21 protein-coding genes and 1 riboswitch are annotated in these 24,368 nt (G+C 72.5%); of the genes, 6 read left to right on the top strand and 15 right to left on the bottom strand.

Annotated features, from left to right (window positions below; genetic code table 11):
* Nucleotides 1-11 precede the first annotated feature (11 nt).
* The 3 genes from ACIG0D_RS16740 to ACIG0D_RS16730 all read right to left on the bottom strand — a co-directional run bounded on the left by ACIG0D_RS16740 (nucleotide 12) and on the right by ACIG0D_RS16730 (nucleotide 3,419).
* Entirely contained in the window at nucleotides 12-590 is a 579-nt protein-coding gene (locus ACIG0D_RS16740) for a 2'-5' RNA ligase family protein (RefSeq protein ID WP_399800983.1), read from the bottom strand.
* A 259-nt stretch (nucleotides 591-849) separates the two neighbouring features.
* Nucleotides 850-1,863 carry a tryptophan--tRNA ligase gene (gene trpS, locus ACIG0D_RS16735; RefSeq protein WP_365761727.1) on the bottom strand — a complete coding sequence of 338 codons (1,014 nt, stop codon included), beginning with the start codon at nucleotides 1,861-1,863 and terminating at the stop codon, nucleotides 850-852.
* 101 nt (nucleotides 1,864-1,964) lie between these two features.
* A complete protein-coding gene (locus ACIG0D_RS16730; RefSeq protein ID WP_399800981.1) occupies nucleotides 1,965-3,419 on the bottom strand; it encodes a glycine hydroxymethyltransferase in 1,455 nt (484 codons plus the stop codon).
* Between the two features lie 31 nt (nucleotides 3,420-3,450).
* Nucleotides 3,451-3,541: riboswitch (ZMP/ZTP riboswitch) on the bottom strand.
* Nucleotides 3,542-3,644: 103 nt separating this feature from the next.
* Between ACIG0D_RS16730 and rocD the strand changes: the two genes are divergently transcribed.
* Nucleotides 3,645-4,853, top strand: coding sequence for an ornithine--oxo-acid transaminase (rocD, locus tag ACIG0D_RS16725; RefSeq protein ID WP_399800979.1), 1,209 nt, complete (start codon nucleotides 3,645-3,647; stop codon nucleotides 4,851-4,853).
* Between the two features lie 10 nt (nucleotides 4,854-4,863).
* On the opposite strand, the gene ACIG0D_RS16720 is transcribed toward rocD, so the two are convergent.
* From ACIG0D_RS16720 to ACIG0D_RS16710, 3 genes are all read right to left on the bottom strand, one after another.
* Nucleotides 4,864-6,048, bottom strand: coding sequence for a glutathionylspermidine synthase family protein (locus ACIG0D_RS16720; protein ID WP_399800976.1), 1,185 nt, complete (start codon nucleotides 6,046-6,048; stop codon nucleotides 4,864-4,866).
* A gap of 14 nt (nucleotides 6,049-6,062) precedes the next feature.
* Complete coding sequence (locus tag ACIG0D_RS16715) at nucleotides 6,063-6,422, bottom strand: hypothetical protein (RefSeq protein WP_399800973.1); 360 nt, start codon at nucleotides 6,420-6,422, stop codon at nucleotides 6,063-6,065.
* 186 nt (nucleotides 6,423-6,608) lie between these two features.
* A complete protein-coding gene (locus ACIG0D_RS16710) occupies nucleotides 6,609-7,991 on the bottom strand; it encodes a PLP-dependent aminotransferase family protein (RefSeq protein WP_399800971.1) in 1,383 nt (460 codons plus the stop codon).
* A 47-nt stretch (nucleotides 7,992-8,038) separates the two neighbouring features.
* Between ACIG0D_RS16710 and ACIG0D_RS16705 the strand changes: the two genes are divergently transcribed.
* Both ACIG0D_RS16705 and ACIG0D_RS16700 read left to right on the top strand, forming a co-directional pair.
* Nucleotides 8,039-8,533 (top strand): carboxymuconolactone decarboxylase family protein, encoded by a 495-nt coding sequence (locus tag ACIG0D_RS16705; protein WP_399800969.1) that lies wholly within the window; start codon nucleotides 8,039-8,041, stop codon nucleotides 8,531-8,533.
* A gap of 44 nt (nucleotides 8,534-8,577) precedes the next feature.
* Nucleotides 8,578-8,982 (top strand): carboxymuconolactone decarboxylase family protein, encoded by a 405-nt coding sequence (locus tag ACIG0D_RS16700; protein ID WP_399801246.1) that lies wholly within the window; start codon nucleotides 8,578-8,580, stop codon nucleotides 8,980-8,982.
* 18 nt (nucleotides 8,983-9,000) lie between these two features.
* On the opposite strand, the gene ACIG0D_RS16695 is transcribed toward ACIG0D_RS16700, so the two are convergent.
* From ACIG0D_RS16695 to ACIG0D_RS16655, 9 genes are all read right to left on the bottom strand, one after another.
* A complete protein-coding gene (locus ACIG0D_RS16695) occupies nucleotides 9,001-9,957 on the bottom strand; it encodes an ABC transporter substrate-binding protein (protein ID WP_399800966.1) in 957 nt (318 codons plus the stop codon).
* Between the two features lies 1 nt (nucleotide 9,958).
* Nucleotides 9,959-11,914 (bottom strand): ABC transporter permease, encoded by a 1,956-nt coding sequence (locus tag ACIG0D_RS16690; protein ID WP_399800964.1) that lies wholly within the window; start codon nucleotides 11,912-11,914, stop codon nucleotides 9,959-9,961.
* The gene (locus ACIG0D_RS16685) at nucleotides 11,914-13,017 is read right to left on the bottom strand and encodes a glycine betaine/L-proline ABC transporter ATP-binding protein (protein ID WP_399800961.1); all 1,104 of its coding nucleotides are present in this window, start codon (nucleotides 13,015-13,017) and stop codon (nucleotides 11,914-11,916) included. The genes ACIG0D_RS16690 and ACIG0D_RS16685 overlap by 1 nt, the downstream gene beginning before the upstream one ends.
* The gene (locus tag ACIG0D_RS16680; RefSeq protein WP_399800958.1) at nucleotides 13,014-14,546 is read right to left on the bottom strand and encodes a GMC family oxidoreductase; all 1,533 of its coding nucleotides are present in this window, start codon (nucleotides 14,544-14,546) and stop codon (nucleotides 13,014-13,016) included. Before ACIG0D_RS16680 ends, ACIG0D_RS16685 begins: the two co-directional genes overlap by 4 nt.
* Nucleotides 14,547-14,599: 53 nt before the next feature.
* On the bottom strand, nucleotides 14,600-16,126 hold the full coding sequence (locus ACIG0D_RS16675; protein WP_399800956.1) for an aldehyde dehydrogenase family protein: 1,527 nt from the start codon (nucleotides 16,124-16,126) through the stop codon (nucleotides 14,600-14,602).
* Nucleotides 16,127-16,346: 220 nt separating this feature from the next.
* A complete protein-coding gene (locus ACIG0D_RS16670; RefSeq protein WP_365761703.1) occupies nucleotides 16,347-17,336 on the bottom strand; it encodes a malate dehydrogenase in 990 nt (329 codons plus the stop codon).
* A 587-nt stretch (nucleotides 17,337-17,923) separates the two neighbouring features.
* Nucleotides 17,924-19,090 carry a DUF2690 domain-containing protein gene (locus tag ACIG0D_RS16665; protein ID WP_399800953.1) on the bottom strand — a complete coding sequence of 389 codons (1,167 nt, stop codon included), beginning with the start codon at nucleotides 19,088-19,090 and terminating at the stop codon, nucleotides 17,924-17,926.
* Between the two features lie 423 nt (nucleotides 19,091-19,513).
* On the bottom strand, nucleotides 19,514-19,978 hold the full coding sequence (locus tag ACIG0D_RS16660) for a DUF3017 domain-containing protein (protein WP_399801244.1): 465 nt from the start codon (nucleotides 19,976-19,978) through the stop codon (nucleotides 19,514-19,516).
* 49 nt (nucleotides 19,979-20,027) lie between these two features.
* A complete protein-coding gene (locus ACIG0D_RS16655) occupies nucleotides 20,028-20,882 on the bottom strand; it encodes a bifunctional methylenetetrahydrofolate dehydrogenase/methenyltetrahydrofolate cyclohydrolase (RefSeq protein ID WP_365767327.1) in 855 nt (284 codons plus the stop codon).
* Between the two features lie 261 nt (nucleotides 20,883-21,143).
* Here ACIG0D_RS16655 and ACIG0D_RS16650 point away from each other — a divergent pair, with 261 nt between their 5' ends.
* From ACIG0D_RS16650 to ACIG0D_RS16640, 3 genes are all read left to right on the top strand, one after another.
* Nucleotides 21,144-21,740, top strand: a complete 597-nt coding sequence (locus ACIG0D_RS16650; protein ID WP_399800951.1) for a hypothetical protein — start codon at nucleotides 21,144-21,146, stop codon at nucleotides 21,738-21,740.
* Between the two features lie 198 nt (nucleotides 21,741-21,938).
* Nucleotides 21,939-22,769: an FHA domain-containing protein gene (locus ACIG0D_RS16645; RefSeq protein ID WP_399800949.1), complete on the top strand. Its 831-nt coding sequence runs from the start codon at nucleotides 21,939-21,941 to the stop codon at nucleotides 22,767-22,769.
* A 29-nt stretch (nucleotides 22,770-22,798) separates the two neighbouring features.
* Nucleotides 22,799-24,301: a protein kinase gene (locus ACIG0D_RS16640; RefSeq protein WP_399800946.1), complete on the top strand. Its 1,503-nt coding sequence runs from the start codon at nucleotides 22,799-22,801 to the stop codon at nucleotides 24,299-24,301.
* Nucleotides 24,302-24,368 lie beyond the last annotated feature (67 nt).

Raw genomic sequence — 24,368 nt, 5'->3', positions numbered from 1 at the left:
GGGCCGGCGCCTCAGTGCAGGGTGCCCTGCTCCTCCGCGGGCGCCGATGCCTGCGTCGGCACGACCGAGCCGCCGAAGGTGAACTCGCGCAGCTTGCGCCACACCCCGTCGGCGCCCTGCTCGTAGAGGGCGAACCCGGTGCAGGGCCACTCGGCCTCGTAGTCGGCGAGTTCCTCGAACGCCCGGTCCATCGCCGCGTCGTCGATGCCGTGCGCGACGGTGACATGCGGGTGGTACGGGAACTGCAGTTCGCGTGCCACCGGCCCGGACGCGTCACGGACCTGCTTCTGCAGCCACGTGCACGCCTCGGCACCCTCGGCCACCTGGACGAAGACGACGGGTGACAGCGGACGGAAGGTCCCCGTCCCGGACAGCCGCATCGGGAACGGCCGCCCCGCCGCCGCGACCTCCACGAGGTGCGCCTCGATGGCGGGCAGCGCGCTGTCGTCGACCTCGGTCGGCGGCAGGAGGGTGACGTGCGTGGGGATGCCGTGAGCCGCGGCGTCGCCGAAGCCCGCGCGCCGCTCCTGGAGCAGGCTGCCGTGGGGCTCCGGGACCGCGATCGACACACCGATCGTTACGGTCCCCACGTCGTCTCCTGTCGTCGTGTCGGTACGTCTGTGCGGTACGTCTGGGTGAGCGCGGACGGCCGCGGATGCAGCCGTCCGGCTATCGACTGTACGGCCCCGGCCCGGCCCTGGGCAGGCGCAGCCGTAGTGATGTGCAGCGCTGTACGTGGTGCGGACCGAACCGGATCTTCCGTGCACGACCCGCGAGCCGTTCGGCACTCCGCCGGTACACGGCGCACTACGCGCCCCGTGCCCGGCTCGGTGCCCGGCCGCTCCCGGCTCAGTGCTTGGCCGGCAGGAAGCCCACGCGGTCGTAGGCCTGCGCCAGCGTCTCCGCGGCGACGGCGCGGGCCTTCTCCGCGCCCTTGGCCAGGATCGAGTCGAGCGTCTCCGGGTCGTCCAGGTACTGCTGGGTGCGCTCCCGGAACGGCGTCACGAACTCGACCATGACCTCGGCGAGGTCGGTCTTGAGCGCACCGTAGCCCTTTCCGGCGTACTGCTCCTCCAGTTCCGCGATTCCCGTCCCGGTGAGGGTCGAGTAGATCGTGAGGAGGTTGCTGACGCCCGGCTTGTTCTCCGGGTCGAAGCGGATGACGGTGTCGGTGTCGGTGACGGCGCTCTTGACCTTCTTGGCGGTGGTCTTCGGCTCGTCGAGCAGGTTGATGAGGCCCTTCGGCGTCGACGCCGACTTGCTCATCTTGATCGCCGGGTCCTGGAGGTCGTAGATCTTCGCCGTCTCCTTGAGGATGTACGGCTTCGGGACCGTGAACGTCTGGCCGAAGCGGCCGTTGAAGCGCTCGGCGAGGTCGCGGGTCAGCTCGATGTGCTGGCGCTGGTCCTCACCGACGGGCACCTCGTGCGCCTGGTAGAGGAGGATGTCCGCGACCTGGAGGATCGGGTACGTGAACAGGCCGACGGAGGCCCGGTCGGCGCCCTGCTTGGCGGACTTGTCCTTGAACTGGGTCATGCGGGACGCCTCGCCGAAGCCGGTGAGGCAGTTCATGACCCAGCCGAGCTGCGCGTGCTCGGGGACGTGGCTCTGGACGAACAGGGTGCAGCGCTCCGGGTCGAGCCCGGCCGCGAGCAGCTGGGCGGCGGCGAGCCGGGTGTTGGCGCGCAGCTCCTTCGGGTCCTGCGGGACCGTGATCGCGTGCAGGTCGACGACCATGTAGAAGGCGTCGTGGGACTCCTGCAGGGCCACCCACTGGCGGACGGCGCCGAGGTAGTTGCCGAGGTGGAACGAGCCGGCGGTGGGCTGGATGCCGGAGAGCACGCGGGGTCGGTCATTCGCCATGCCCACCATTCTCTCAGAGCGGTGGGGGTGGTCCCGGGGGTGGGGAACTGCGGACCGTGATGGGTCGGTCGCGCAGTTCCCCGCGCCCCTCACGGGGCGGTTCAGCCCAGGTCGATCTCCGGGTACAGGGGGAAGCCCGCGACGAGGTCCGTGGCGCGCTGGGCGATCTCCTGCGCGACCTTCTCGTCGAGGACGTGGGCGGCCTTGGAGGGCGCGCCGGACTTGGTGGTGCCGGGCTCGGCGGTGGTGAGGACGCGGTCGATGAGGGCGGCGACCTCGTCCATCTCGGCGGTGCCCAGACCGCGGGTGGTCAGGGCGGGGGTGCCGATGCGGATGCCGGAGGTGTACCAGGCGCCGTTGGGGTCGGCGGGGATCGCGTTGCGGTTGGTGACGATCCCGGACTCCAGCAGCGCGGCCTCGGCCTGGCGGCCGGTGAGGCCGTAGGAGGTGGCGACGTCGATCAGGTTGAGGTGGTTGTCGGTGCCGCCGGTGACCAGGGTGGCGCCGCGCCGCATCAGGCCCTCGGCGAGCGCGCGCGAGTTGTCGACGATGCGCTGGGCGTAGTCCCGGAAGGCGGGCTGCCGGGCCTCGGCGAGGGCGACGGCCTTGGCGGCCATGACGTGCGGGAGCGGGCCGCCGAGGACCATCGGGCAGCCGCGGTCGACCTGGTCCTTGAGGGAGTCGTCGCACAGGACCATGCCGCCGCGCGGGCCGCGCAGCGACTTGTGGGTGGTCGTCGTGACGATCTGGGCGTGCGGGACCGGGTCGAAGTCGCCGGTGAGGACCTTGCCCGCGACCAGGCCCGCGAAGTGGGCCATGTCGACCATGAGGGTGGCGCCGACCTCGTCGGCGATCTCCCGCATGATCCGGAAGTTCACCAGGCGGGGGTAGGCGGAGTAGCCGGCGACGAGGATCAGCGGCTTGAACTCGCGGGCCTGGGCGCGCAGCGCCTCGTAGTCGATCAGGCCGGTGGCGGGGTCGGTGCCGTAGGAGCGCTGGTCGAACATCTTGCCGGAGATGTTCGGGCGGAAGCCGTGGGTGAGGTGGCCGCCGGCGTCCAGGGACATGCCGAGCATGCGCTGGTTGCCGAAGGCCTGGCGCAGCTCGGCCCAGTCGGCGTCGGTCAGCTCGTTGATCTGGCGGACGCCGGTCCGCTCCAGGAAGGGCGCCTCGACGCGGTCGGCGAGGACGGCCCAGAAGGCGACGAGGTTGGCGTCGATGCCGGAGTGCGGCTGGACGTAGGCGTGGCGGGCGCCGAACAGCTCCTTGGCGTGCTCGGCGGCGAGCGACTCGACGGTGTCGACGTTGCGGCAGCCGGCGTAGAAGCGGCGGCCGACGGTGCCCTCGGCGTACTTGTCGCTGAACCAGTTGCCCATGGCCAGCAGGGTGGCCGGGGAGGCGTAGTTCTCGGAGGCGATCAGCTTGAGCATCTCGCGCTGGTCGGCGACCTCCTGGCCGATGGCGTCGGCGACGCGCGGCTCGACCGCGCGGATCACGTCGAGGGCGGCGCGGAAGGCGGTGGACTCGGTGGAGAGGGGAGCAGACGCGTCAGACATCGGGACCTCCGGACGTGGCGTTCGGCGTACACGGTTCGGCCCAGGCGCACGGCACAGTTTCCCGTTCGGGCCGCTCCCCGATGGTCGGTCCCATCCCAAGCGCGCCAGTCACGGCCCTGGGCTCAGCCTACCGGGCGCGCCGGAGAGCGAAGTTCCCGCGTCCACCATGCGAGCGAGGATAGGAAGGAGGGCGTCCTTGCTTCCGGTTCACCTTCTGGAGGGGCCATGACCGCCACGGACGACCTGATCGCGACCGCCGAGGCCCACAGCGCGCACACCTATCACCCGCTGCCGGTGGTGGTCGCCACCGCGGACGGGGCGTGGATGACGGATGTGGAGGGGCGGCGCTATCTGGATCTGCTGGCCGGCTACTCGGCGCTGAACTTCGGGCACGGCAACCGGCGGCTGGTGGAGGCGGCGAAGGCGCAGCTGGACCGGGTGACGCTGACGTCCCGGGCGTTCCACCACGACCGGTTCGGGGCCTTCTGCGCGCGGCTGGCGGAGCTGTGCGGGATGGAGATGGTGCTGCCGATGAACACGGGGGCGGAGGCCGTGGAGACGGCGGTGAAGACGGCCCGGAAGTGGGGTTACCGGGTGAAGGGGGTGCCCGCGGAGATGGCGAAGATCGTCGTCGCGGGCGGCAACTTCCACGGCCGTACGACGACGATCATCAGCTTCTCCACCGATCCGGAGGCGCGGGCGGACTACGGCCCGTACACGCCGGGGTTCCAGATCGTGCCGTACGGGGACGTGACGGCGATGCGCGAGGCGCTGACGGAGAACACGGTGGCGGTGCTGATCGAGCCGATCCAGGGCGAGGCGGGGGTGCTGGTGCCGCCGGCCGGTTATCTGCCGGCGGTGCGGGAGCTGACGCGCGAGCGGAACGTGCTGCTGATCGCGGACGAGATCCAGTCGGGGCTGGGGCGGACGGGGCGGACGTTCGCGTGTGAGCACGAGGGGGTGGTGCCGGACGCGTATGTGCTGGGCAAGGCGCTGGGCGGCGGGATCGTGCCGGTGTCGGCGGTGGTGTCGTCGGCCGAGGTGCTGGGGGTGTTCCGGCCCGGGGAGCACGGGTCGACGTTCGGCGGGAATCCGCTGGCGTGCGCGGTGGCGCTGGAGGTGATCGCGATGCTGCGGTCCGGTGAGTACCAGGCGCGGGCGGCGGAGCTGGGTGAGCATCTGCACCGTGAGCTGGCGGCGCTGGCCGGGACCGGGCGGGTGACGCAGGTGCGCGGGCGGGGGCTGTGGGCGGGGGTGGATGTGCATCCGCGGTACGGCACGGGGCGGGAGGTCTCGGAGCGGCTGATGGACCGGCGGGTGCTGGTGAAGGACACCCACGGCTCGACGATCCGGATCGCGCCGCCGCTGGTGATCGGCAAGGAGGACCTGGACTGGGGGCTGGCGCAGCTGCGGGCGGTGCTGGACATCGCCTGAGGTGCGGTCCCTAGAGGATCACGTGCGGCAGGAAGCGGGCGTACTCGTCGGTGATCAGGCCGGAGGACTCGCGGATGCCGAGGCCGGCGGCCTCGCCCTCGACGACCCAGGTGCCGAGGACGACGTGGTTGCCGTCGAAGGCGGGCAGCGGGGCGAGCTGCTGGTAGCAGCAGGGTTCGTCGCGGACGACGGGCGGGGTGCCGGGCGGGTGGACGGTGACGCCGGCGCCTTCGCGGCCCAGCAGGGGCTTGGCGACGTAGCCGGTCGTGGTGGCGAGGTCGCGGGGGCCGTCGAGGTGGGCGGGGAGGAGGTTGGGGTGGCCGGGGTAGAGCTCCCAGAGGACGGCGAGGAGGGCCTTGTTGCTGAGGAGCATCTTCCAGGCGGGCTCGATCCACAGGGTGGTGCCGGTGCCGCCGCCGTTGTCGAGGGTGTCGAGGACGTGGCCGGCGAAGCGGTCGGTGGTGAGCCATTCCCAGGGGTAGAGCTTGAAGCAGCTGCGGATGAAGCGGAGCCGCTGGTCGACGAAGCGGCCGGAGAGGCGGTCCCAGCCGATCTCCTCCATGGAGATCCAGCCGGTGTCGAGGCCGGCCTGTTCGGCGGTCTCCTTGAGGTAGGCGACCGTCATCAGGTCCTCGCCGAGTTCGTCGGCGCTGGAGTGGGCGAAGTAGAGCGGGCTGCCCGGCGGGAGGAGGCGGGCCTGCCCGCGCCAGGCGTCGACGAGGCGTTCGTGGAGGGAGTTCCACTGGTCGGCGCCGGGGAAGCGCTCCTCCATCCAGAACCACTGGGGGGAGGCGGCCTCGACGAGGGAGGTGGGGGTGTCGGCGTTGTACTCGAGCAGTTTCGCCGGGCCGTGGCCGTCGTAGCGCAGGTCGAAGCGGCCGTAGAGGGAGGGGAGTTCGGCGCGGCGGTGCCAGGACTCGGCGACGGCGGCGGCCACGCGGGGGTCGGTGATGCCGAGGTCGGCGAAGCGGTCGGCGGTGACGATGTGGTCGGCCGCGGCGAGGCACATGCGGTGCAGTTCCTCGACGACCTCCTCCAGGGCCTCGATCTCCTCCAGGGAGAAGACGTAGTAGGCGCTCTCGTCCCAGTAGGGGCGCAGGGAGCCGTCCGGGTGGCGGGTGAGCGGGTAGATCAGGCCCTGTTCCTCGACGGTCTGCTGCCAGCCGGGGCGGGGTTCGATGGTGCGGCGTTCCATGGTGCGGGTCGCGCTCAGCCGCCGCCGCTGCCGGAGCCGGAGCAGCCGAAGCCGCCGCGGTCGACGGCCTCCTCGCGGCTGAAGGTGCCGTGGTCGGCGTAGCCGCCGCTGACCTCGGCGTCGTAGTACCAGGCGGCGTCGGCGCGCTTGCCGCTGCTCTTCTTCTTGCCCTTGCCGCCCTTGCCGGACGAGGAGGATCCGGACGAGCAGTTCTTGTCGGCGATGACCTTGTAGCCGTTGACGTAGTCGTAGCTGTCGCGGTCGACGCAGCGGCGGTCGGGGTCGGAGCCGCAGGAGGTCAGCGCCGCGGCGATCACGCCCATCCCGCCGAGTACGACGGTGCTGGAGCGCAGCCGCCGCCGGTTGTCCGCCATGTCGTTTCTCCTCCCCCGGTTACCCGCCGCCCGTACGCTGCCCGTGTCCGCGGCGCCGGCCCGCGATCATACGGGGCCTGACAGGGACCGGTCACACACGGGTGCCCGGGGGGTGTCTCGTCGATCATGCCGGGCTGCCGGCGTCTGGTGCCGCTCGCTGATCCGGCATGATCGACGAGACACCCCCTAGGGCAAGACGTTGCACAGGGCCTGAAGGGTTCCCGTCCAGGCGTGGTCGGGTGGGGTGCCGTAGCCGACGACCAGGGCGTCGACGGGGTGGGCGGTGGCGGTGGGGTGCCGGTAGCGGGAGAGGCCGTGTACGGCGAGGCCGTGCCAGGTGGCGGAGCGGACCACGGACTGTTCGGTGCCGGGCGGGAGGCGGAGCACGGCGTGCAGTCCGGCCGCGATGCCGGTGACGGTCACCTCGGGGGCGCGGGCGGCGACGGCGGCGACCAGGGCGTCGCGGCGGCGCCGGTAGCGCAGCCGGGCGGCGCGGACGTGCCGGTCGTAGGCGCCGGAGGTGACGAACTCGGCGAGGGTGAGCTGGTCGAGGACGGGCACGGAGGAGCCGCCGAGCGCGCGCACCTCGTCCACCAGCGACGGGGGCAGCACCATCCAGCCCAGGCGCAGTCCGGGGGCGAGGGATTTGCTGGCGGTGCCCAGGTAGACGACGTGGTCGGGGTCGAGGCCCTGGAGGGCGCCGACGGGCTGGCGGTCGTAGCGGAACTCGCCGTCGTAGTCGTCCTCCAGGATCAGTCCGCCGCTGCCGCGGGCCCAGTCGACGACGGCCGCGCGACGCTCGGGGCGCAGGGCCACGCCCATGGGGAACTGGTGGGAGGGGGTCAGCAGGACGGCTCCGGCACGCTCCAGCCCGTCGAGCGCGGTGCCGGACGCGTCGAACGGCAGCGGCTCGGTGCGCAGCCCGGCCCGCTCGATCAGGTCCCAGTGCGCGTCGAGGCCGTACGACTCGACGGCGAGGGTGCGCCGGCCGCGCGCGTGCAGGAGCTGGGCGAGCAGCCGCAGCCCGTGGGCGAAGCCGGCGGTGACGACGATCCGGTCGGGGTCGGCGCGTACGCCGCGGGCGCGGGCGAGGTACCCGGCGAGCGCGGTGCGCAGTTCGATCCGGCCGCGGGGGTCGCCGTAGCCGAGGGCGTCGTTGGGGGCCGCGGTCAGGGCGCGGCGGGCGGCCTTGAGCCACTGGGTGCGGGGGAAGGAGGCGAGGTCGGGGGTGCCGGGGATCAGGCTGTACGCGGGGTGGCCGGTGCGGCTCGGGGTGGGGGCCGGGCGGCGCGCGGGCGGGGTCACGGCGCGGTCGGCGACCCGGGTGCCGGAGCCCTGGCGGGCGGTGAGCCAGCCCTCGGCGACCAGGTCGGCGTAGGCGCCGGCGACGGTGTTGCGGGCGAGGCCGAGGTCGGCGGCGAGCGAGCGGGAGGAGGGCAGCCGGGTGCCGGGGGCGAGGCGGCCGGTGCGGACGGCGTCGCGCAGGGCGTCGGTCAGGCCGCGGCGCACTCCCCCGCCGGCCGGTTCGAGGTGCAGGTCGATGCCCAGAGTGGCCCATGGTTTCGGCATGGAAATGGACCATACGCCTGGGCAGCTTTCTTCCTAGGGTCGAGGGCATGACCACAGAGACCGTGACCTACGCCCCCGAAGCCGCCCCGCGTCTGGAGTGGGCCAAGCTCGTCCCCGACGTCTACAAGGCGATGATCCGGCTCGACGCGGCGGCCCGGCAGGGCCTGGACCACAAGCTGTACGAGCTGGTGAAGATCCGCGCCTCCCAGATCAACCACTGCGCCTTCTGCATCGACATGCACACCAAGGACGCCCTCGCGGCCGGTGAGAGCGTCGAGCGGATCGTCCAGCTCGGCGCGTGGGAGGAGTCCCGGCACTTCTACACGGAGAAGGAACTGGCCGCGCTGGAGCTGACGGAGGCGGTGACCGTCCTGACGGACGGGTTCGTGCCGGACGAGGTGTACGAGCGGGCGGCGAAGCACTTCGAGGAGACGGAGCTGGCCCAGCTGATCGCCGCGATCACGGTGATCAACGCCTGGAACCGGTTCGGAGTGACCTGCCGGATGACGCCGGGGCACTACCAGCCGGGCGGCCACAAGTGACCACGGCCCGCACCACCCGCCTCTCCCCCGAGGTCCGCACGGCCATGCGGTCCCTGAGCGCCACCGCCAAGCGGGGCCTCGGGGACCCGGCCCTCGCCGAACTCGTCCAGATCCGCGCCTCGCAGCTCAACGGGTGCGCGTTCTGCCTGGACATGCATCTGGCCATCGCCCGCGAGCACGGGGTGAGCGAGCGCCGGCTCGACCTCCTCGCCGTCTGGCGGGAGGCCGGTGACGAGGTCTTCGACGAGCGCGAGCGGGCCGCCCTGGCGCTGACGGAGGCGGTCACCGTGCTCACGGACGGGTTCGTGCCGGACGAGGTGTACGAGACGGCCGTCAAACACTTCGACGACGCCGAACTCGCCCACCTCGTCGCTCTGATCACCGTGATCAACAGCTGGAACCGGCTGATGGTGACCCGGAGGATTCCGCCGGGGGCCACGGAGTGGTGACCGCGCGGCCGTCGCCGGTCAGCGCGGGAGCCACGCCTTCCAGGTGGCCTCGTGCCGCTCGACCCACCGCTTCGCCGCCTCCTCGGGGCTGAGCTTCTGCTCGGCGATCATGAGGGAGACCTCGTTCTGGTCCGCGGTGGTCCACTTGAAGTTCTTCAGGAAGGCCGCCGCGTCCCCGCCCTTCTCGGCGAAGCCGGTGTTGAGGTACTTCTGCAGCGGGGTGTGCGGGTAGGCACAGGCGACCTTCTCCGGGTCCGCGTCGCAGCCCTCCTTGTAGGGCGGCAGCTTCACCTCGGTCATCGGGACCTTCTCGAACAGCCACTGCGGGGAGTACCAGTACGTCAGGAAGGGCTTCTTCTCCTTGGCGAACTGCTTGATCTGGGTGATCTGCGCGGCCTCGGAGCCGGCGAAGACGACCTTGTAGTCCAGGCCGAGGTTCTTCACCAGGGCCTTGTCGTTGGTGACGTAGGACGGCGAGCCGTCCATCAGCTGGCCCTTGCCGCCGCTCTCCGCGGTGCGGAACCGGTCGGCGTACTTGTTCAGGTTCTTCCAGTCGGTGACGTCCGGGTGCCGCTTCGCGAAGTACGTGGGGACGTACCAGCCGATGTGCCCGGTCACCCCGAGGTCGCCGCCCCGGGTGACGGTCTTCTTCTCCTTGACGTACCGCTGTTCCTGTTCGGGGTGGCCCCAGTCCTCCAGGAGCGCGTCGACGCGGCCCTGGCTGAGCGCGTCCCAGGCGGGGACCTCGTCGACCTGAACGGTGTCGACGCGGTAGCCCAGTTCGTGCTCCAGCAGGTACTGGGCGACGGCCACGTTGGCCTGGGCGCCCACCCAGGACTGCACGGACAGGGTGACCGTCTTCGCGCCCTGGGCGTTCGCGAACGGCGAGGCCTGCTTGGTCATGTCGGCGGCGCCGCAACCGGTGGCCAGCGTCAGCACGGCCGCCGAGGCGGTCAGGGTGGTACGGCGGAACATGTCACGCTCCCTTCGTCGTACGGCGGTCGGTGGGCTGGGTCACCCGGTCGAGCATCAGGCCCAGGCAGACGATCGCGGCGCCGGCGACCAGGCCGGTCGCGAGGTCGCCCTGGGCGAGGCCGAAGACGACGTCGTAGCCGAGCGCGCCGCCGCCGACCAGGCCGCCGATGATGACGACGGCGAGGACGAGCACCACGCCCTGGTTCACCGCGAGCAGCAACGAGCGGCGGGCGAGCGGCAGTTGCACCTGGCGCAGCTGCTGGCCTCCGGTCGCGCCGAGCGAGCGGGCCGACTCCAGCGCGGCCGGATCGACCTGGCGCAGGCCCTGCGCGGTGATACGGACGACGGCGGGCAGCGCGTAGACGACGGCCGCGGCGACGGCCGGGGCGCGGCCGACACCGGCGAGCGCGACGACCGGGATCAGGTACACGAACTGCGGCATCGTCTGGCAGACGTCCAGGACCGGCCGCAGCAGCCGCTCGACGCGGTCGTTGCGGGCCGCCGCGACACCGGTCGCGACGCCGAGGACGAGGGTGACGGCGACCGCGGCCAGCACCTGCGACAGGGTGTCCAGGGACGGCTCCCACACGCCGAGGACGCCGATCGCGGCCATGGCGAGCACGGCGGTCAGCGCGGTGCGCCAGGTGCCGATCAGCCAGGCGAGCGCGGCGACGATCAGCAGCACCGACCACCACGGCAGCCAGGTCAGGCCGTCGCGGAGCGGGTCGAGGACCCAGGTGGTGAAGCGGGCCGCCCAGTCGGCGGTGCCGCCGATGACGGGCACCCCGGAGTAGAGGTGCGCGGTCATCCAGTCCACGGCCCGGTTGACCGGCTCGGCGATGTTCACCGTCCAGGCGTCGGGCCAGTCCGTACGGCCCGTCAGGCGCCCGGCGACGGCCACGGCCGCGGTGCCGACGACGGCGCCCAGGGCGTACGGCCACACCCTCCGACCGGGTGGGGCGGCACCCGCCGCACCCGCGCCCGCCGCGCCCGTCACACGGTCCAGGACGACCGCCAGCAGCACGATCGGGATGCCCGCCGCCAGGGCCGCGCCCACGTCGACCGAGGCCAGCGCCTGGTAGACGCGGTCGCCGAGGCCGCCGGCGCCGATCACCGAGGCGATCACGGCCATGGACAGCGCCATCATGATCGTCTGGTTGACGCCGAGCAGGAGTTCCTTGCGGGCCAGCGGGATCCGGGCGGTCAGCAGCCGCTGCCGCGCGGTCGCGCCCAGCGACTCGACGGCCTCCAGCACGCCCCGGTCGGCGCCGCGCAGGCCGAGCGCGGTGAGCCGGGCCATGGGCGGGGCGGCGTAGACGACGGTGGCGAGGACGGCGGCGGGCACGCCGATGCCGAAGACGAGGACGACCGGCAGGAGGTAGGCGAACGCCGGGAGCACCTGCATGGTGTCCAGCACCGGCCGCAGGACCCGGTCCATCCGGGCGGACAGGCCCGCCGCGAGCCCCAGCAGGATGCCCACGACGACCGAGGCGAGCACCGCGACCGTCATCAGGGCGAGCGTCTGCATGGTCGGCACCCACATGCCGAGCAGGCCGCAGGCGAGGAACGCCGCCGCTGTGCCGAGCGCGAGCCGCAGGCCCGCGGCCCGCCAGGCGAGGAAGGCGCCGAGTGCGGTCACGCCTGCCCAGCCGATGGTGAGGAGGGCGAGGTAGACGGCGCGTACGGACAGCACGACGGCGTTGCTGACGTGACCGAAGAAGTACAGGAACAGGGGGTGGCTGTCCCGGTTGTCGATGATCCAGTCGCTGGTGCTGGTGAGTGGGGCGGTGAGGTCGACGGTGAGCGCGTCGGGCCAGGTGCCGCTGGACCAGCGGGCGTGGGCCAGGGGGACGAGGATCGCCGCGATCACGGCGAGGGTGGCCAGCTTGGTGGCGGGGCGGTTGCGCAGCAGGGCGGTGGGGAGGGTGCGTACGGGAGTCGCGGTGAGCGTTGCCATCAGACGGCCTCCGCGGCTACCTGAGGACGGCTGCTCACCGGTGGCTTGTCAGCCACTCCCGCCACGACCTCCAGCAGGCCCTCGTGGTCGACGACCCCGAGGCAGCGCGGGCCGTCCATCACCCGGGCGGGTTCGCCGCTGCGGGCCACCGCCTCGATCGCCTCCGCCACCGTGGCGCGCGGGGTGACCGCCGGGCCGCTCCCCGCCTCCTCCGCCGACGCGGGGCGCATCGCCGTCCGTACGGTCATGACCTGTTCGCGGGGGACGTCGCGGACGAACTCGCGGACGTAGTCGTCGGCCGGGGAGCCGACGATGTCCTCGGGGGTGCCGAGCTGCACGATGCGGCCGTCGCGCATCAGGGCGATCCGGTCGCCGAGCTTGAGGGCCTCGCTCAGGTCGTGGGTGATGAAGACCATCGTGCGGCCCTCCTCGCGGTGCAGCCGGACGACCTCTTCCTGCATGTCCCGCCGGATCAGCGGGTCGAGGGCGCTGAACGGCTCGTCGAAGAGCAGCACCTCGGGGTCGACGGCGAGGGCGCGGGCGAGGCCGACGCGTTGCTGCTGGCCGCCGGAGAGCTGGCCCGGGCGCCGCTGTTCCATGCCTTCCAGGCCGACCTTGGCGACGACCTCGGCGGCCTTGGCGCGCCGTTCGGCCTTGCCCATGCCCTGGATCTCCAGGCCGTAGGCGACGTTGTCGAGGACCGTGCGGTGCGGGAGGAGGCCGAAGTGCTGGAAGACCATCGCCGCGCGGTGGCGGCGCAGTTCGCGCAGCCGGGCCTTGTCCATGGCGCGGACGTCCTCGCCGTCGATGACGATGGTGCCGGCCGTCGGCTCGATCAGCCGGGTCAGACAGCGCACCAGGGTGGACTTGCCGGAGCCGGACAGGCCCATGACGACGAAGACCTCGCCCTTGCGGACGTCGAAGGACACGTCGCGGACGGCCGCGGTGCAGCCGGTGCGCTCGCGCAGGTCGGCGGGGGCGAGGGCGGCCAGCTCGGGGTCGGCGGGCACGCGGTCGGCCTTGGGGCCGAACACCTTCCACAGGCCCTCGACCGAGAAGACGGGAGGCGTGAGGGTTTCGGGGGTGGGGTTGGCGGTACTCATCGGGCGTCACCGCCGATCAGGTCGACGGCGCGCTCCCCGACCATCAGCACCCCGATCATCGGGTTGACGGCGGTCATGGTGGGGAAGACGGACGCGTCGGCGATCCGGATGCCCTCCAGGCCGCGGATGCGCAGTTCGGGGTCGACGACGGCCAGTTCGTCGTCGGCGGCGCCCATCTTGCAGGTGCCGGCCGGGTGGTAGACGGTGTGGGCGACCTTGCGGGCGTACTCGCTCAGCTCGGCGTCGCCGACGACCTCGGGGCCGGGGCAGACCTCGCGCTTGAGCCAGCCGGCCAGCGGCTCGGTCTTGGCGATCTCGCGGGCGATGCGGATGCCGTCGACGAGGGTGCGGCCGTCGTAGTCGTCCTCGTCGGTGAAGTAGCGGAAGTCCAGGGCGGGCTTCACGGCCGGGTCCGGGCTGGTCAGGTAGAGCCGGCCGCGGGACTTCGGCTTGGGGATGTTCGGGGTCATGGACACCCCGTACGGGGGCCGCTCGTAGCCCAGGCGCTCCGGGTTGTCCGTGAAGGGGATCTGGTAGAAGTGGAACATCAGGTCGGGGCCCTGGTGTTCGGGGTCGCGGCGCACGAACAGGCCCGCGTCGGAGTCCATCGCGGAGTTCTCCGGGATGGGGCCGTGGGTCTCCCAGACGATCACCGACTCGGGGTGGTCGAGCAGGTTCTCGCCGACGCCCGGCAGATCGTGGACCACGGGTATGCCCAGCGCCTCCAGGTCCGCCGCCGGTCCGATGCCGGAGTGCAGCAGCAGCCGCGGGGAGTCGATCGCGCCCGCGCACAGCACGACCTCGTTGCGGGCCCGGATCAGCAGTTCCTCGCCGTCCTTGGTGCGCACGTGGACGCCCTCGGCGCGGGTGCCGTCCAGCTCGAGCTTGTACGCCCAGGTCTCCAGCAGGATCGTGAGGTTGGGGCGCTCGTCCATCACGGGGTGGAGGTACGCCACGGACGCGGAGGACCGCTTGTTGTCCTCCGGGTGGTAGGCGAGGTCGAAGAAGCCGACGCCCTCGGTGAACGGCTTCTTGTTGAAGCCCTCGACGCGCGGCACGCCGAGCGCGGTCTGCGCGGCGTCGACGAAGTCGCGGGCGATGGCGTTCCGGTCCTTCTCGTCGACCGGGACGATGTTGTTCTTCAGGCGCGCGAAGTACGCCTCCATGGCGACCGCGCCCCAGCCCTTGGCGCCGGCCTCCTCCCACTCGTCCCAGTCGGACGGCAGCGGCTTGAAGGCGATCAGCGTGTTGTGGGAGGAGCAGCCGCCGAGGACGCGGGCGCGGCTGTGCCGGATGTGGGAGTTGCCGCGCGGCTGCTCGACGGTGGGGTAGTCGTAGTCCAGCTCGCCGCCGAGCAGGCCCATCCAGCGGCGCAGGGTGAGCACGTCGTCGCGGCCGACGTCGCTGGGGCCGCCCTCGATGACGGCGACGGTGACGTCCGGGTTCTCGGTGAGGCGGGAGGCGATGACGGAGCCTGCCGTACCGCCGCCGATGACGACGTAGTCGTAGACGTGGTTGTTCTCGGGCATGGGGGTACTCCAGGTGGGGCTGGGGCAGGGGAGCGTGCGGGAGAAGGTGGAGGTCAGCCGGCGAACCAGCGGACGGGCTTCGGGGCGAGGTTCTGGTAGAGGTGCTTGGTCTCGCGGTACTCGGCGAGCCCGGTGGGGCCGAGTTCGCGGCCCGTGCCGCTCTTGCCGAAGCCGCCCCACTCCGCCTGCGGGAGGTAGGGGTGGAAGTCGTTGATCCAGACGGTGCCGTGCCGCAGCCGGCCGGCGACCCGGCGGGCCCGGCCGGCGTCGGCGGTCCAGACGCCGCCCGCGAGGCCGTACTCGGTGTCGTTGGCGAGGGCGACGGCCTCGTCCTCGGTGCGGAAGGTCTCGACGGTGAGGACGGGTCCGAAGACCTCCTCGCGGACCACGCGCATCTCGCGGTGGCAGTGGTCGAGGACGGTCGGCTCGTAGAAGTAGCCGCTCTCGGGCCGGATCTCGCTGGGCTCCGGGCGCTTGCCGCCGCAGCGCAGTACGGCGCCCTCCTCCAGCGCGGAGGCGACGTACGCCTCGACCTTGGCGCGGTGCTGCTCGGAGACGAGCGGGCCGCACTCGACGCCGTCCGCCGTGCCCCGGCCGAGCCGGATCCTCTGCGCGCGGCGGGCGAGTTCGGTGACGAAGCGGTCCCGGACGGACTCCTCGACGATGAGCCGGGCGCCGGCCGAGCAGACCTGGCCGCTGTGGATGAAGGCCGCGTTGAGGGCCTGGTCGACGGCGGTGTCGAAGCCCTCCTCGGTGGCGCAGGCGTCGGCGAAGACGACGTTGGGGTTCTTGCCGCCGAGTTCGAGGGCGACCTTCTTCACGGTGGGCGCCGCGGCCTGGGCGACCTTGACGCCGCTGACCAGGCCGCCGGTGAAGGAGACCAGGTCGACGTCGGGGTGCTCGGCGAGGCGGGCGCCGACGGTGTGGCCGGGGCCGGTGACGATGTTGGCGACACCGGCGGGCAGTCCGGCCTCCTCCAGCAGCGCGATGAGGGCGATCGTCGTCATCGGCGTGATCTCGCTCGGCTTGACGACGAAGGTGTTCCCGGCCGCGAGCGCGGGCGCGATCTTCCAACTGGCCTGGAGCAGCGGGTAGTTCCAGGGGGTGATCAGCGCGCAGACGCCGACCGGCTCGTGGACGACCACGCTGTGGATGTCGGGCGAGCCCGCGTCGACGACCCGGCCGGGGGCCTCCGCGGCGACGAGGTCGGCGAAGTAGCGGAAGGCGTCGGCCACGCAGTCGATGTCGACGCGGCCCTCCTCGACCGTCTTGCCCGCGTCGCGGCTCTCCAGCAGCCCCAGCTCCTCGCGGTCGCGGACCAGCAGGTCGGCGACGCGGCGCAGCAGGGCGGCGCGCTCGGCGACGGGGGTGCGCGGCCAGACGCCGGCGCCGCCGTCGAAGGCGGCGCGGGCGGCCTCGACCGCGAGGTCCGCGTCCTTCTCGTCGCCCTCGGCGACCAGGGCGAACGGTGCGGCGTCCGCGGGGTCGAGGATCGCGCGCGTGGCCCCGGAGACGGCGTGCCGCCACTCGCCTGCCGCGTGGATGCTCTTCCGAGCCTGGAGTTCCGTACTGTCCGCCATGCCTGGTGTTGCCTCTCGTTCCTGTGTGTCCCCCCGCTCAGGACCGTGAGCACCTGCCCTTGCCCCTCGGATGCATGCGCAATCCCTGTCCGAAAGTGCGCTGCGTCACTAAGGATGCGGACATTAAGGACAATTCAGCAGCTCGGACGTGGCGGGGACCACCGGAACGCCGAAGGCCCCGCCGGGGGCGGGGCCTTCACGAAACGCGGGGAGCGAGGGCTCAGATGAGACCGAGGCCGCGGACCGCCTCGCGCTCCTCCTCCAGCTCCTTGACGGAGGCGTCGATGCGGGCGCGGGAGAACTCGTTGATCTCCAGGCCCTGGACGATCTCGTACTTGCCGTCCTTGCAGGTGACCGGGAAGGAGGAGATCAGGCCCTCCGGGACGCCGTAGGAGCCGTCCGACGGGATGCCCATGGAGACCCAGTCGCCCTCCGGGGTGCCGTTGACCCAGGAGTAGATGTGGTCGATGGCGGCGTTGGCGGCGGAGGCGGCCGACGAGGCGCCGCGGGCCTCGATGATGGCGGCGCCGCGCTTGGCGACGGTCGGGATGAAGTCCTCGGCCAGCCACTTCTCGTCGTTGACGACCTCGGCCGCGTTCTTGCCGCCGACGGTGGCGTGGAAGATGTCCGGGTACTGGGTGGCGGAGTGGTTGCCCCAGATGGTCAGGCGCTTGATGTCGGAGACCGTGGAGCCCGTCTTCTTCGCGAGCTGGGTCAGCGCGCGGTTGTGGTCGAGGCGGGTCATCGCGGTGAACCGCTCGGCCGGTACGTCCGGGGCGGCGGCCTGGGCGATCAGGGCGTTGGTGTTGGCCGGGTTGCCGACGACGAGGACGCGGATGTCGTCCGCGGCGTGGTCGTTGATGGCCTTGCCCTGCGGCTTGAAGATGCCGCCGTTGGCCTCGAGCAGGTCGCCGCGCTCCATGCCCTTGGTGCGCGGGCGGGCGCCCACGAGGAGGGCGACGTTGGCGCCGTCGAAGGCCACGTTCGGGTCGTCGGTGATCTCGATGCCCTGGAGCAGCGGGAACGCGCAGTCGTCTAGCTCCATCGCGGTGCCCTCGGCGGCCTTCAGGGCCGGCGTGATCTCCAGGAGGCGCAGCTTGACCGGCACGTCCGCGCCGAGCAGCTGGCCGGAGGCGATGCGGAAGAGCAGGGCGTAACCGATCTGGCCGGCCGCGCCGGTGACGGTGACGTTCACGGGAGTGCGGGTCATGGCGTTCTCCGTATGACAGCTGGCGGTGGGGCGTCCCTGCCCCGGGGGTTCGGATGATCGATCTCTTGGCGTCAAGAGATAATCCGCGGGTCAGGCTATCGCGCATCCGGGATCCCGGACCGCCGGGCCCGTGTGGCCCAGCCCACAGACCGCCCGAGTGCCGCATCCGGCCCGCGCCCATGCGAAGAATCCGGCCAATGCCCGTATGAAGGTCCCACCCGAGCCCATCGGAAGAATCCGGCCGAAGCCCGTACGAACTCCGGCCGGAGTCCCGGCGCGGAGGCCGGTCCAGGCCCTGACGGAAGAAGCCGATCCAGGCCCTGACGGAAGAAGCCGATCCAGGCCCTGCGAAAGAAGCCGATTCAGGCCCTGACGGAAGAAAAGGCGGCCGCCCGTCCGGGAGAGGGGGAGACGGAGGCGGCCGCCGTGCGGGGGTACCGAGTCGTGCCGGACTCCCGTGGGGGTACCTTCCGCCTGCCCCCGATCCGCACGGCCATACCTGTTTTCCCCGGCTTTTCCCCGACCGGTTTCCCCGAGCGGTTCTCCACGGCCGGGGACACCGCCTCCGGTACGGCCGTCCGCGGCCGTCACGGCTGCTGCGTGCAGCCCTTCCGCCCGGTCGCCAGCGTGGCGCAGGCGATCGCCTCGCCCGCGTCCTTGACGGCCACCATCGGGGTGTACGCGATGGTGTCGCCGGCCACGGTGATCGAGCCGTTCTCCCGGGCCTTGCCCGCGCTCACCTCGACCTTGTCGCCCTGCGCGGCCTGGGTGATCCGGCCCCAGGCTGCGCCGCAGGTCCGGCTGTAGCGGACCTCGACGACCGTGGTGCCGACGGTGGCGGTCTGGGCGGTGGTCACCAGGTCGCCGCTGCACCCCATGCTCTCCGCGTCCTTGCCGGTGCAGCTGTCGCCGCTGCACTTCACGCCGGGCGGCAGTTCGGCCTCGGTGGTGACGGAGGGCGAGGGGGAGGCCTTCGTACCGGCGTCGTCGTCACCGCCGCCGCCGAGGTAGAAGGCGCCGGCCACCACGACCAGCACACCGACGAGGCCCGCGGCGAACATCGTCATCCGTCGCCTGCCGCCGCCGGCGGGTGCGGCGGCCGGTACCGGCACGCCCCCGGACGCTCTGCCGCCCGCGCCGCCTCCCCCTTGGGCCGCGCCGCCCGCCGCCGCGCCGGCCGGACGGCCGCCCCTCGGCGCCGGTCCGGCGTATCCGGCCATGTTCCAGGAGTTGGCCGCCGTCGTGCCGCCGGAGGTCCGCCGGCCGGCCGGTGACGTCCGTCCGTCCGCGTCGGCGGCGGTCGGCTGCGGCGGCACCGTCGGGGCGACGCCCGCCGGGCCGGCGATACCGGGTGTGGCGGTGGCGCTGCCGCCGCGGCGGGCGGTCTTGCCCTTGGCGTTCGCGGGCGGCGGGCCGAACTCGCTGAGCGCGGCGCGCGCCTGGGAGATCCGGATGGCCTCCATGGTCATGTCGTGGCGCATCTCCGAATGGCTCCAGGCGCGTTCGGCGAGCTCCCACATCGTGGTCAGATGGATCGGATTGGTGCCGGTGACCTCGGCCAGGGCCACGATCGCGCCCTTGGGTGCGAGCAACCGGCCGCCCAGGTAACGCTCCCAGGACGTCTTGCTGTAGCCGGTGCGGTCGGCGAGCGCGGCGACGCTCAGGCCGCTGCGGTCCACGAGCCGCCGCAGCTGGCTGGTGAACTCCCTGATCTGCGGATCGAGTTCCTCCGGCAAGGCCTTCCAACGAGGCATTGCTTCCCCCCTCTTCCCCCCGGGTAGTGCTGGCTGTTCCCCCGCCCACTGGGATGCGCGTCGTCAGGGTCTCAGTTCCCCCGGCGGCGGCGCACCCCCGCACTGTCCTGATTGCCCGGCCTTATGGCCCGATGGGACAGATTAGTCAAGCTGTGCGGCGCCTTGGCCGCACATCCCCGAACTTGTCAATACATCGACACAACGGGGGCACATGGTCCGTCTCGTCCGTATCAGGCCTTGTCAGGCCGCCCACCGGCACCGTCGTGCCGATGTGCGACAGCGCGCGGACACCGTAGCGGAACGGTCACTTCCGTGCCACAGCGAACGGACAGACGTTGAACGGGCCGTTCGGGTGCGGAAGGTTGGTCGTGGGCGGCGGCCCGTCCTTCCTCGGGGGAGAGGACGGGCCGCCGCACCCGGCGCTCAGCCGCTGACCGTGAAGTGCAGCGTGTCCTTCAGGAACGGGATCTCCAGCTTGGGATCCGGCTGCGCCATCAGCGCCAGCAGGACGATCACCGTGCCCAGCGCGCCGTACGTCGCGATGTCCGTGAACCGGGACCGTACGGCGAGCATGCCGACGCCGGGCAGCAGCCAGCGCAGCACCGCGCCGCCGAGCAGCGCCGCGCCCACCAGCAGCGTGCCGATCCGGAACGCGTCGAACGCGGTCAGCAGCAGGCCCAGGCCGACCGTGGCGAGCACGGCGAGCATCGGCCACTGCCGGGCGGGCGCCGGAGCGTCCCCGGAGGCGGCCCGGCCGCCGCCCTCGGGGCGGGCGGTGTCCCGGGTGAACAGCGGGAAGCGGCGGGTGACCCGGCGCGGCCTGCCCTCGGCGTCGGGGGCGCTGATCGGGTCGCGCACCTCGACGGTCTCGGGGGTGTCACCGATGATCCGCGGTTCCTCGTCGGCGGCCGGGTCCGGGCGCCGCGCGTCCTGGTGGTCAGCCGACACTGCGCTCCGCCGCCTCGACCACGTTGACCAGCAGCTGCGCCCGGGTCATGGGGCCGACGCCGCCCGGGTTCGGGGAGATCCAGCCGGCCACCTCGGCCACCCCGGGGTGGACGTCGCCGACGATCTTGCCCTCGGCGTTGCGGGAGACACCGACGTCGAGGACGGCCGCGCCCGGCTTGACGTCCTCGGGGCGGATCAGGTGGGCGGACCCGGCGGCGGCGATGACGATGTCCGCGCGGCGCAGATGGGCCGACAGGTCACGGGTGCCGGTGTGGCACTGGGTCACGGTGGCGTTCTCGCTGCGCCGGGTGAGCAGCAGCGGCATCGGGCGGCCGATGGTCACACCGCGGCCGACGATCACGACCTCGGCACCCTTGATCTCCACGCCGTAGCGGCGCAGCAGGGTGAGGATGCCGTTCGGCGTGCAGGGCAGCGGGGCGGGCTCGTTGAGGACGAGCCGGCCGAGGTTCATCGGGTGCAGGCCGTCGGCGTCCTTGGCCGGGTCCATCAGTTCCAGGATCCGGTTCTCGTCGATGCCCTTCGGCAGCGGGAGTTGCACGATGTAGCCGGTGCAGGCCGGGTCCTCGTTGAGCTCGCGGACGACCGCCTCGATCTCCTCCTGCGTCGCCGTGGCCGGCAGTTCGCGCTGGATGGAGGCGATGCCGACCTGGGCGCAGTCGCGGTGCTTGCCGGCGACGTACTTCTGGCTGCCGGGGTCGTCCCCGACCAGGATCGTGCCGAGGCCGGGCGTGACGCCCTTCTCCTTCAGCGCCGCCACGCGGGCGGTCAGATCGGACTTGATCGCGGCTGCGGTGGCCTTGCCATCGAGAATCTGGGCGGTCATGGCCCCATCCTCCCGGATGACCGGCCCCCGGTTCCAATCCGGGGCCGTTCCCGCCGGTCCGCCTCGCCCCGGCCCTCGGCGTTGTTGCACTTGCACAACACCTGGGAAACCCGGCTGGACAATCCGCAGGTGGCTGAAGAACGATGAGGACGGCAGTGCCGCGGGGCAGTACCGGGGGGACGAACCGCATCCAACAGAAACCTTCCTCCGCATCGCGCCGCGCCTCGTCCCCGCATCCAGGCAAACGGAGGAAAGACCGCCATGAGTTTCGGCGACCCGAACAACCCCTACGGGCCCCCGCCCCAGCAGCCCTCCCCCGGCGCTCCCGGCTACGGCTACCCGCAGCAGCCCCAGGCCCCGGGCTACGGCTACCCGGCCGCACCCGGCTTCGGCGGCGGCTACCCCGCCCCGCCCGCGGTCATGCCCGGCAGCGTCAAGGCCGCCCGCGTGATGCTGTTCATCCTCGGCGGCTGCCAGGCGATCATCGGCCTGCTGATGATGATCGCCAGCGCCTGGTTCGCCGACTACTTCAGCGAGATCGCCTCCGACGACCCGAGCATCTCGGCCGAGGACGCGGACGCCGTCGCCAGCTTCGGCGCGGGCGTCATGATCTTCTTCGGTGTGCTCGTGCTCGGCTTCGCGTTCTGGGCCATCTTCACGGGCGTCAAGTTCGCCTCCGGCCGCGGCGGCGTCCGGATATCCGCGATCATCTACGCCTCGTTCGTCACGCTGTTCAGCGTGATCAGCCTGCTGGGCGCCAACGTCTTCGCGCTGATCAGCCTGGTGCTCGGCATCCTGATCATCGTCTTCTGTGCGAACAAGAACGGCAGCTACTGGTTCAACCGACCGCAGTACTGAGCGAAGCGCCGAGCGCGGTACCGGCACGCGAGCGCGGTACCGAGCGCCGGCCGCACCGTCCGCGCGCCGTTCACACCCAAGGGCCGTGTCTCACCCGATCGAGGGGGGACACGGCCCTGGTGCGTCGCCCTGACCTGGCCTGGGTAGCTGTCGAGCCCGACAGGCTGTCGGGCACGGGCCGGGCACGGGAGACGCACCTTGTACAGCATCATCGTGGTACCTCCGCCGACCGAGGAGGACCCGCGCGGCGACCGGCGGTTCCGGCTCGCCCCCGGTGAGCGGCTGGCCTTCGGACGCGGCGCCGGAAACGACCTCGCCATCGCCCACGACGGTGTCTCCCGCAGGGCCGGACAGATCGCCGCGCAGGGCGCGTTCTGGCTGCTGAGCAACCTCAGCCGGGAGCAGACGTACGTCGTGGAGAACCCGGAGGGGGCCGGCGAGCACATCAAGGTCGGCCCGGGGCGGCTGGACGCGCCCGTGCCCTTCGAGTTCTCCCGGATCGTGCTGCCCGCCGCCGGTGATCTGCTGCCGCTCGAGGTGTGGGCGCCGCGCCACGACTATCTGGGCCCGGAGTCCGGGCTCGACGGTGCGACCACCGCGCCCGCGTTCTCCCTGGACCGCAGCAAGCGCTACTTCGCGGTGCTGGCCGCCCTGTGCGAGCCCCGGCTGCGCGGCGCGCCGCACGCCCCGCTGCCCACCGTCGACCAGGTCGTCGCCCGGCTGCGCCCCGGCTGGCCGGCCGCGTCGCGCACCTCCGTGCAGTGGAACATCGACTACCTCGCCGTGAAACTCCGCCTGAAGCCCGGCCCCGACACCGCCGACACCGGTCCCCGCCTCAACGGCAAGAAGGAGTCCCTGGTGTCCCTGGCCCTCCGCTTCGACCTGGTCCGGGAGGACGACTTGCGCGTTCTCACGGCGGAGCATCCGCCCGCGCCGCAGCCGCCCGCCGACTGCCCGGCGCCCACGCGGCGGCCCGCCGTCGCCCCGGCCCCCCTGCCGCGGCCCGCCCACGACCGGCCCGTCGGGTGACCGGACGGGAGGGGCCGTACGCGGTACCGGTGCCGCGCGGGTACCGGGTCGGGAACTGGGAGGTGCGGGGGCCGATCGCCACCGGGGCGTTCGGCAGCGTGTACGAGGGGCGGCGGACCGGAGAGGACGACGCGCTGCCGCGGACCGCCGCGCTGAAGTTCCTGCCCACCGGCACCAGCACTCCCCGTCAACTGGCCCACCTGCGGGAACTGATCGACCGGGAGGTCGAGTTGCTCCGCCGGGTGGCGCGGCCCCGGCTGATCCGGATGTACGAGACGCTGACCGTCGACGACCCCGCCCGCCCCGGGCTCGACGGCGCGACCGTCCTGGTCCTGGAGAAGGCGGAGGGCTCGCTGACGGCCCTGCTCGCCCGGACCCCGCGCCCGCCGTCCGGCCCCGCCCTGCTGGCGCAGATCTGCGAGGGCCTGCACCAGCTGCACACGGCGGGCTGGGTGCACGGTGACCTGAAACCGGCCAACGTGCTGCTGATGCGGGACGGTTCGGCCCGCCTCGCCGACTTCAACATGGCCGCCGAACTGGAGGGCACCCACGCCTACACGCCCGCCTTCTCCACCCCCGACTACACCCCGCCCGAACTCCTCTGGTCGGAGATCGGCGAACGTGGCCGCCGGATCCGCCCGTCGGCCGACGTCTGGGCCTTCGGCGTCCTCGCCCACCTCGTCCTCACCGGCGCCTTCCCGCTGCCCGGCGCCACCCCGACGGCCCGCCGCGACGCCGCCGCCACGTACGCCCGGGGCGCCGACGAGCTGCGGCTGTCCCCCGAACTCCCGGAGCCGTGGCGGGAGATCGTACGGTCCTGCCTGACCCGGACGCACGAGGAGCGGACCGGCGGGGAGGCGCTGCTGCGCCGGGTGCGGGAGGCGGCGGGCGAGGCCCGGCCGTCCCGCCTTCGCCGTCGTACGGCCGCCGCGGTCACGGCGGCGGCCGTCGCGCTCGGGTACGCCCTCGGCCCGTGGGCGGGCGACGGCGGCGGGCCGGGGCCGGGCCGTCCGGGCGCCACCGCGTCGGCGGTCCCGGAAGCCGCGTACGGTGCCGCGGAACTGCGGACCGACAAGGGCATCCCGGTCCCCTACCGCCGCCTCATCGTCGACGCGGCGCACTCCTGCGTCCAGCCGGAGGTCTCCCCGGCGCTGATCGCGGCGATGCTGAAGGCGGAGAGCGACTTCGACCCCGAACTGTCGGATCCCGCGCGCGACGAGTACGGCATCGCCCGCTGGACCCCGCGCGTGCTGCGCTGGTGGGTCCGCGAGGACGGCCTGCCCACCGAGAAGACCCCGAAGCCCCCCTTCTCGCCGGCCGAGTCGATCCCGGCGATGGGCCGCTACCTCTGCTTCATCGAGCCACGGCTGAAGTCCTCCCTGCCCGGCGACCGGCGGGTGCTGGTCGCCGCCGCGTACCGGACGTCGTACGACAAGGTGAACGAGACGGGCGGTGTGCCCCCGAAGTACCGGGCCTACGCCGACGAGGTCGCGCACTACCTCCAGGAGTACACGCCGCTGCGCTCCACGTGACCCTGAGACTTCCGAGGTACCCCGGCGCCCGGGGAGGCGGCACGGTGGAGCACGACCGAGAGCGGTC

This window comes from Streptomyces sp. NPDC052773 (assembly GCF_044547145.1).
In the GTDB taxonomy this organism is placed as follows: domain Bacteria; phylum Actinomycetota; class Actinomycetes; order Streptomycetales; family Streptomycetaceae; genus Streptomyces.
Note: the sequence above shows the minus strand (reverse complement) of the source record. Positions and strands in the feature narration are given on the sequence as shown.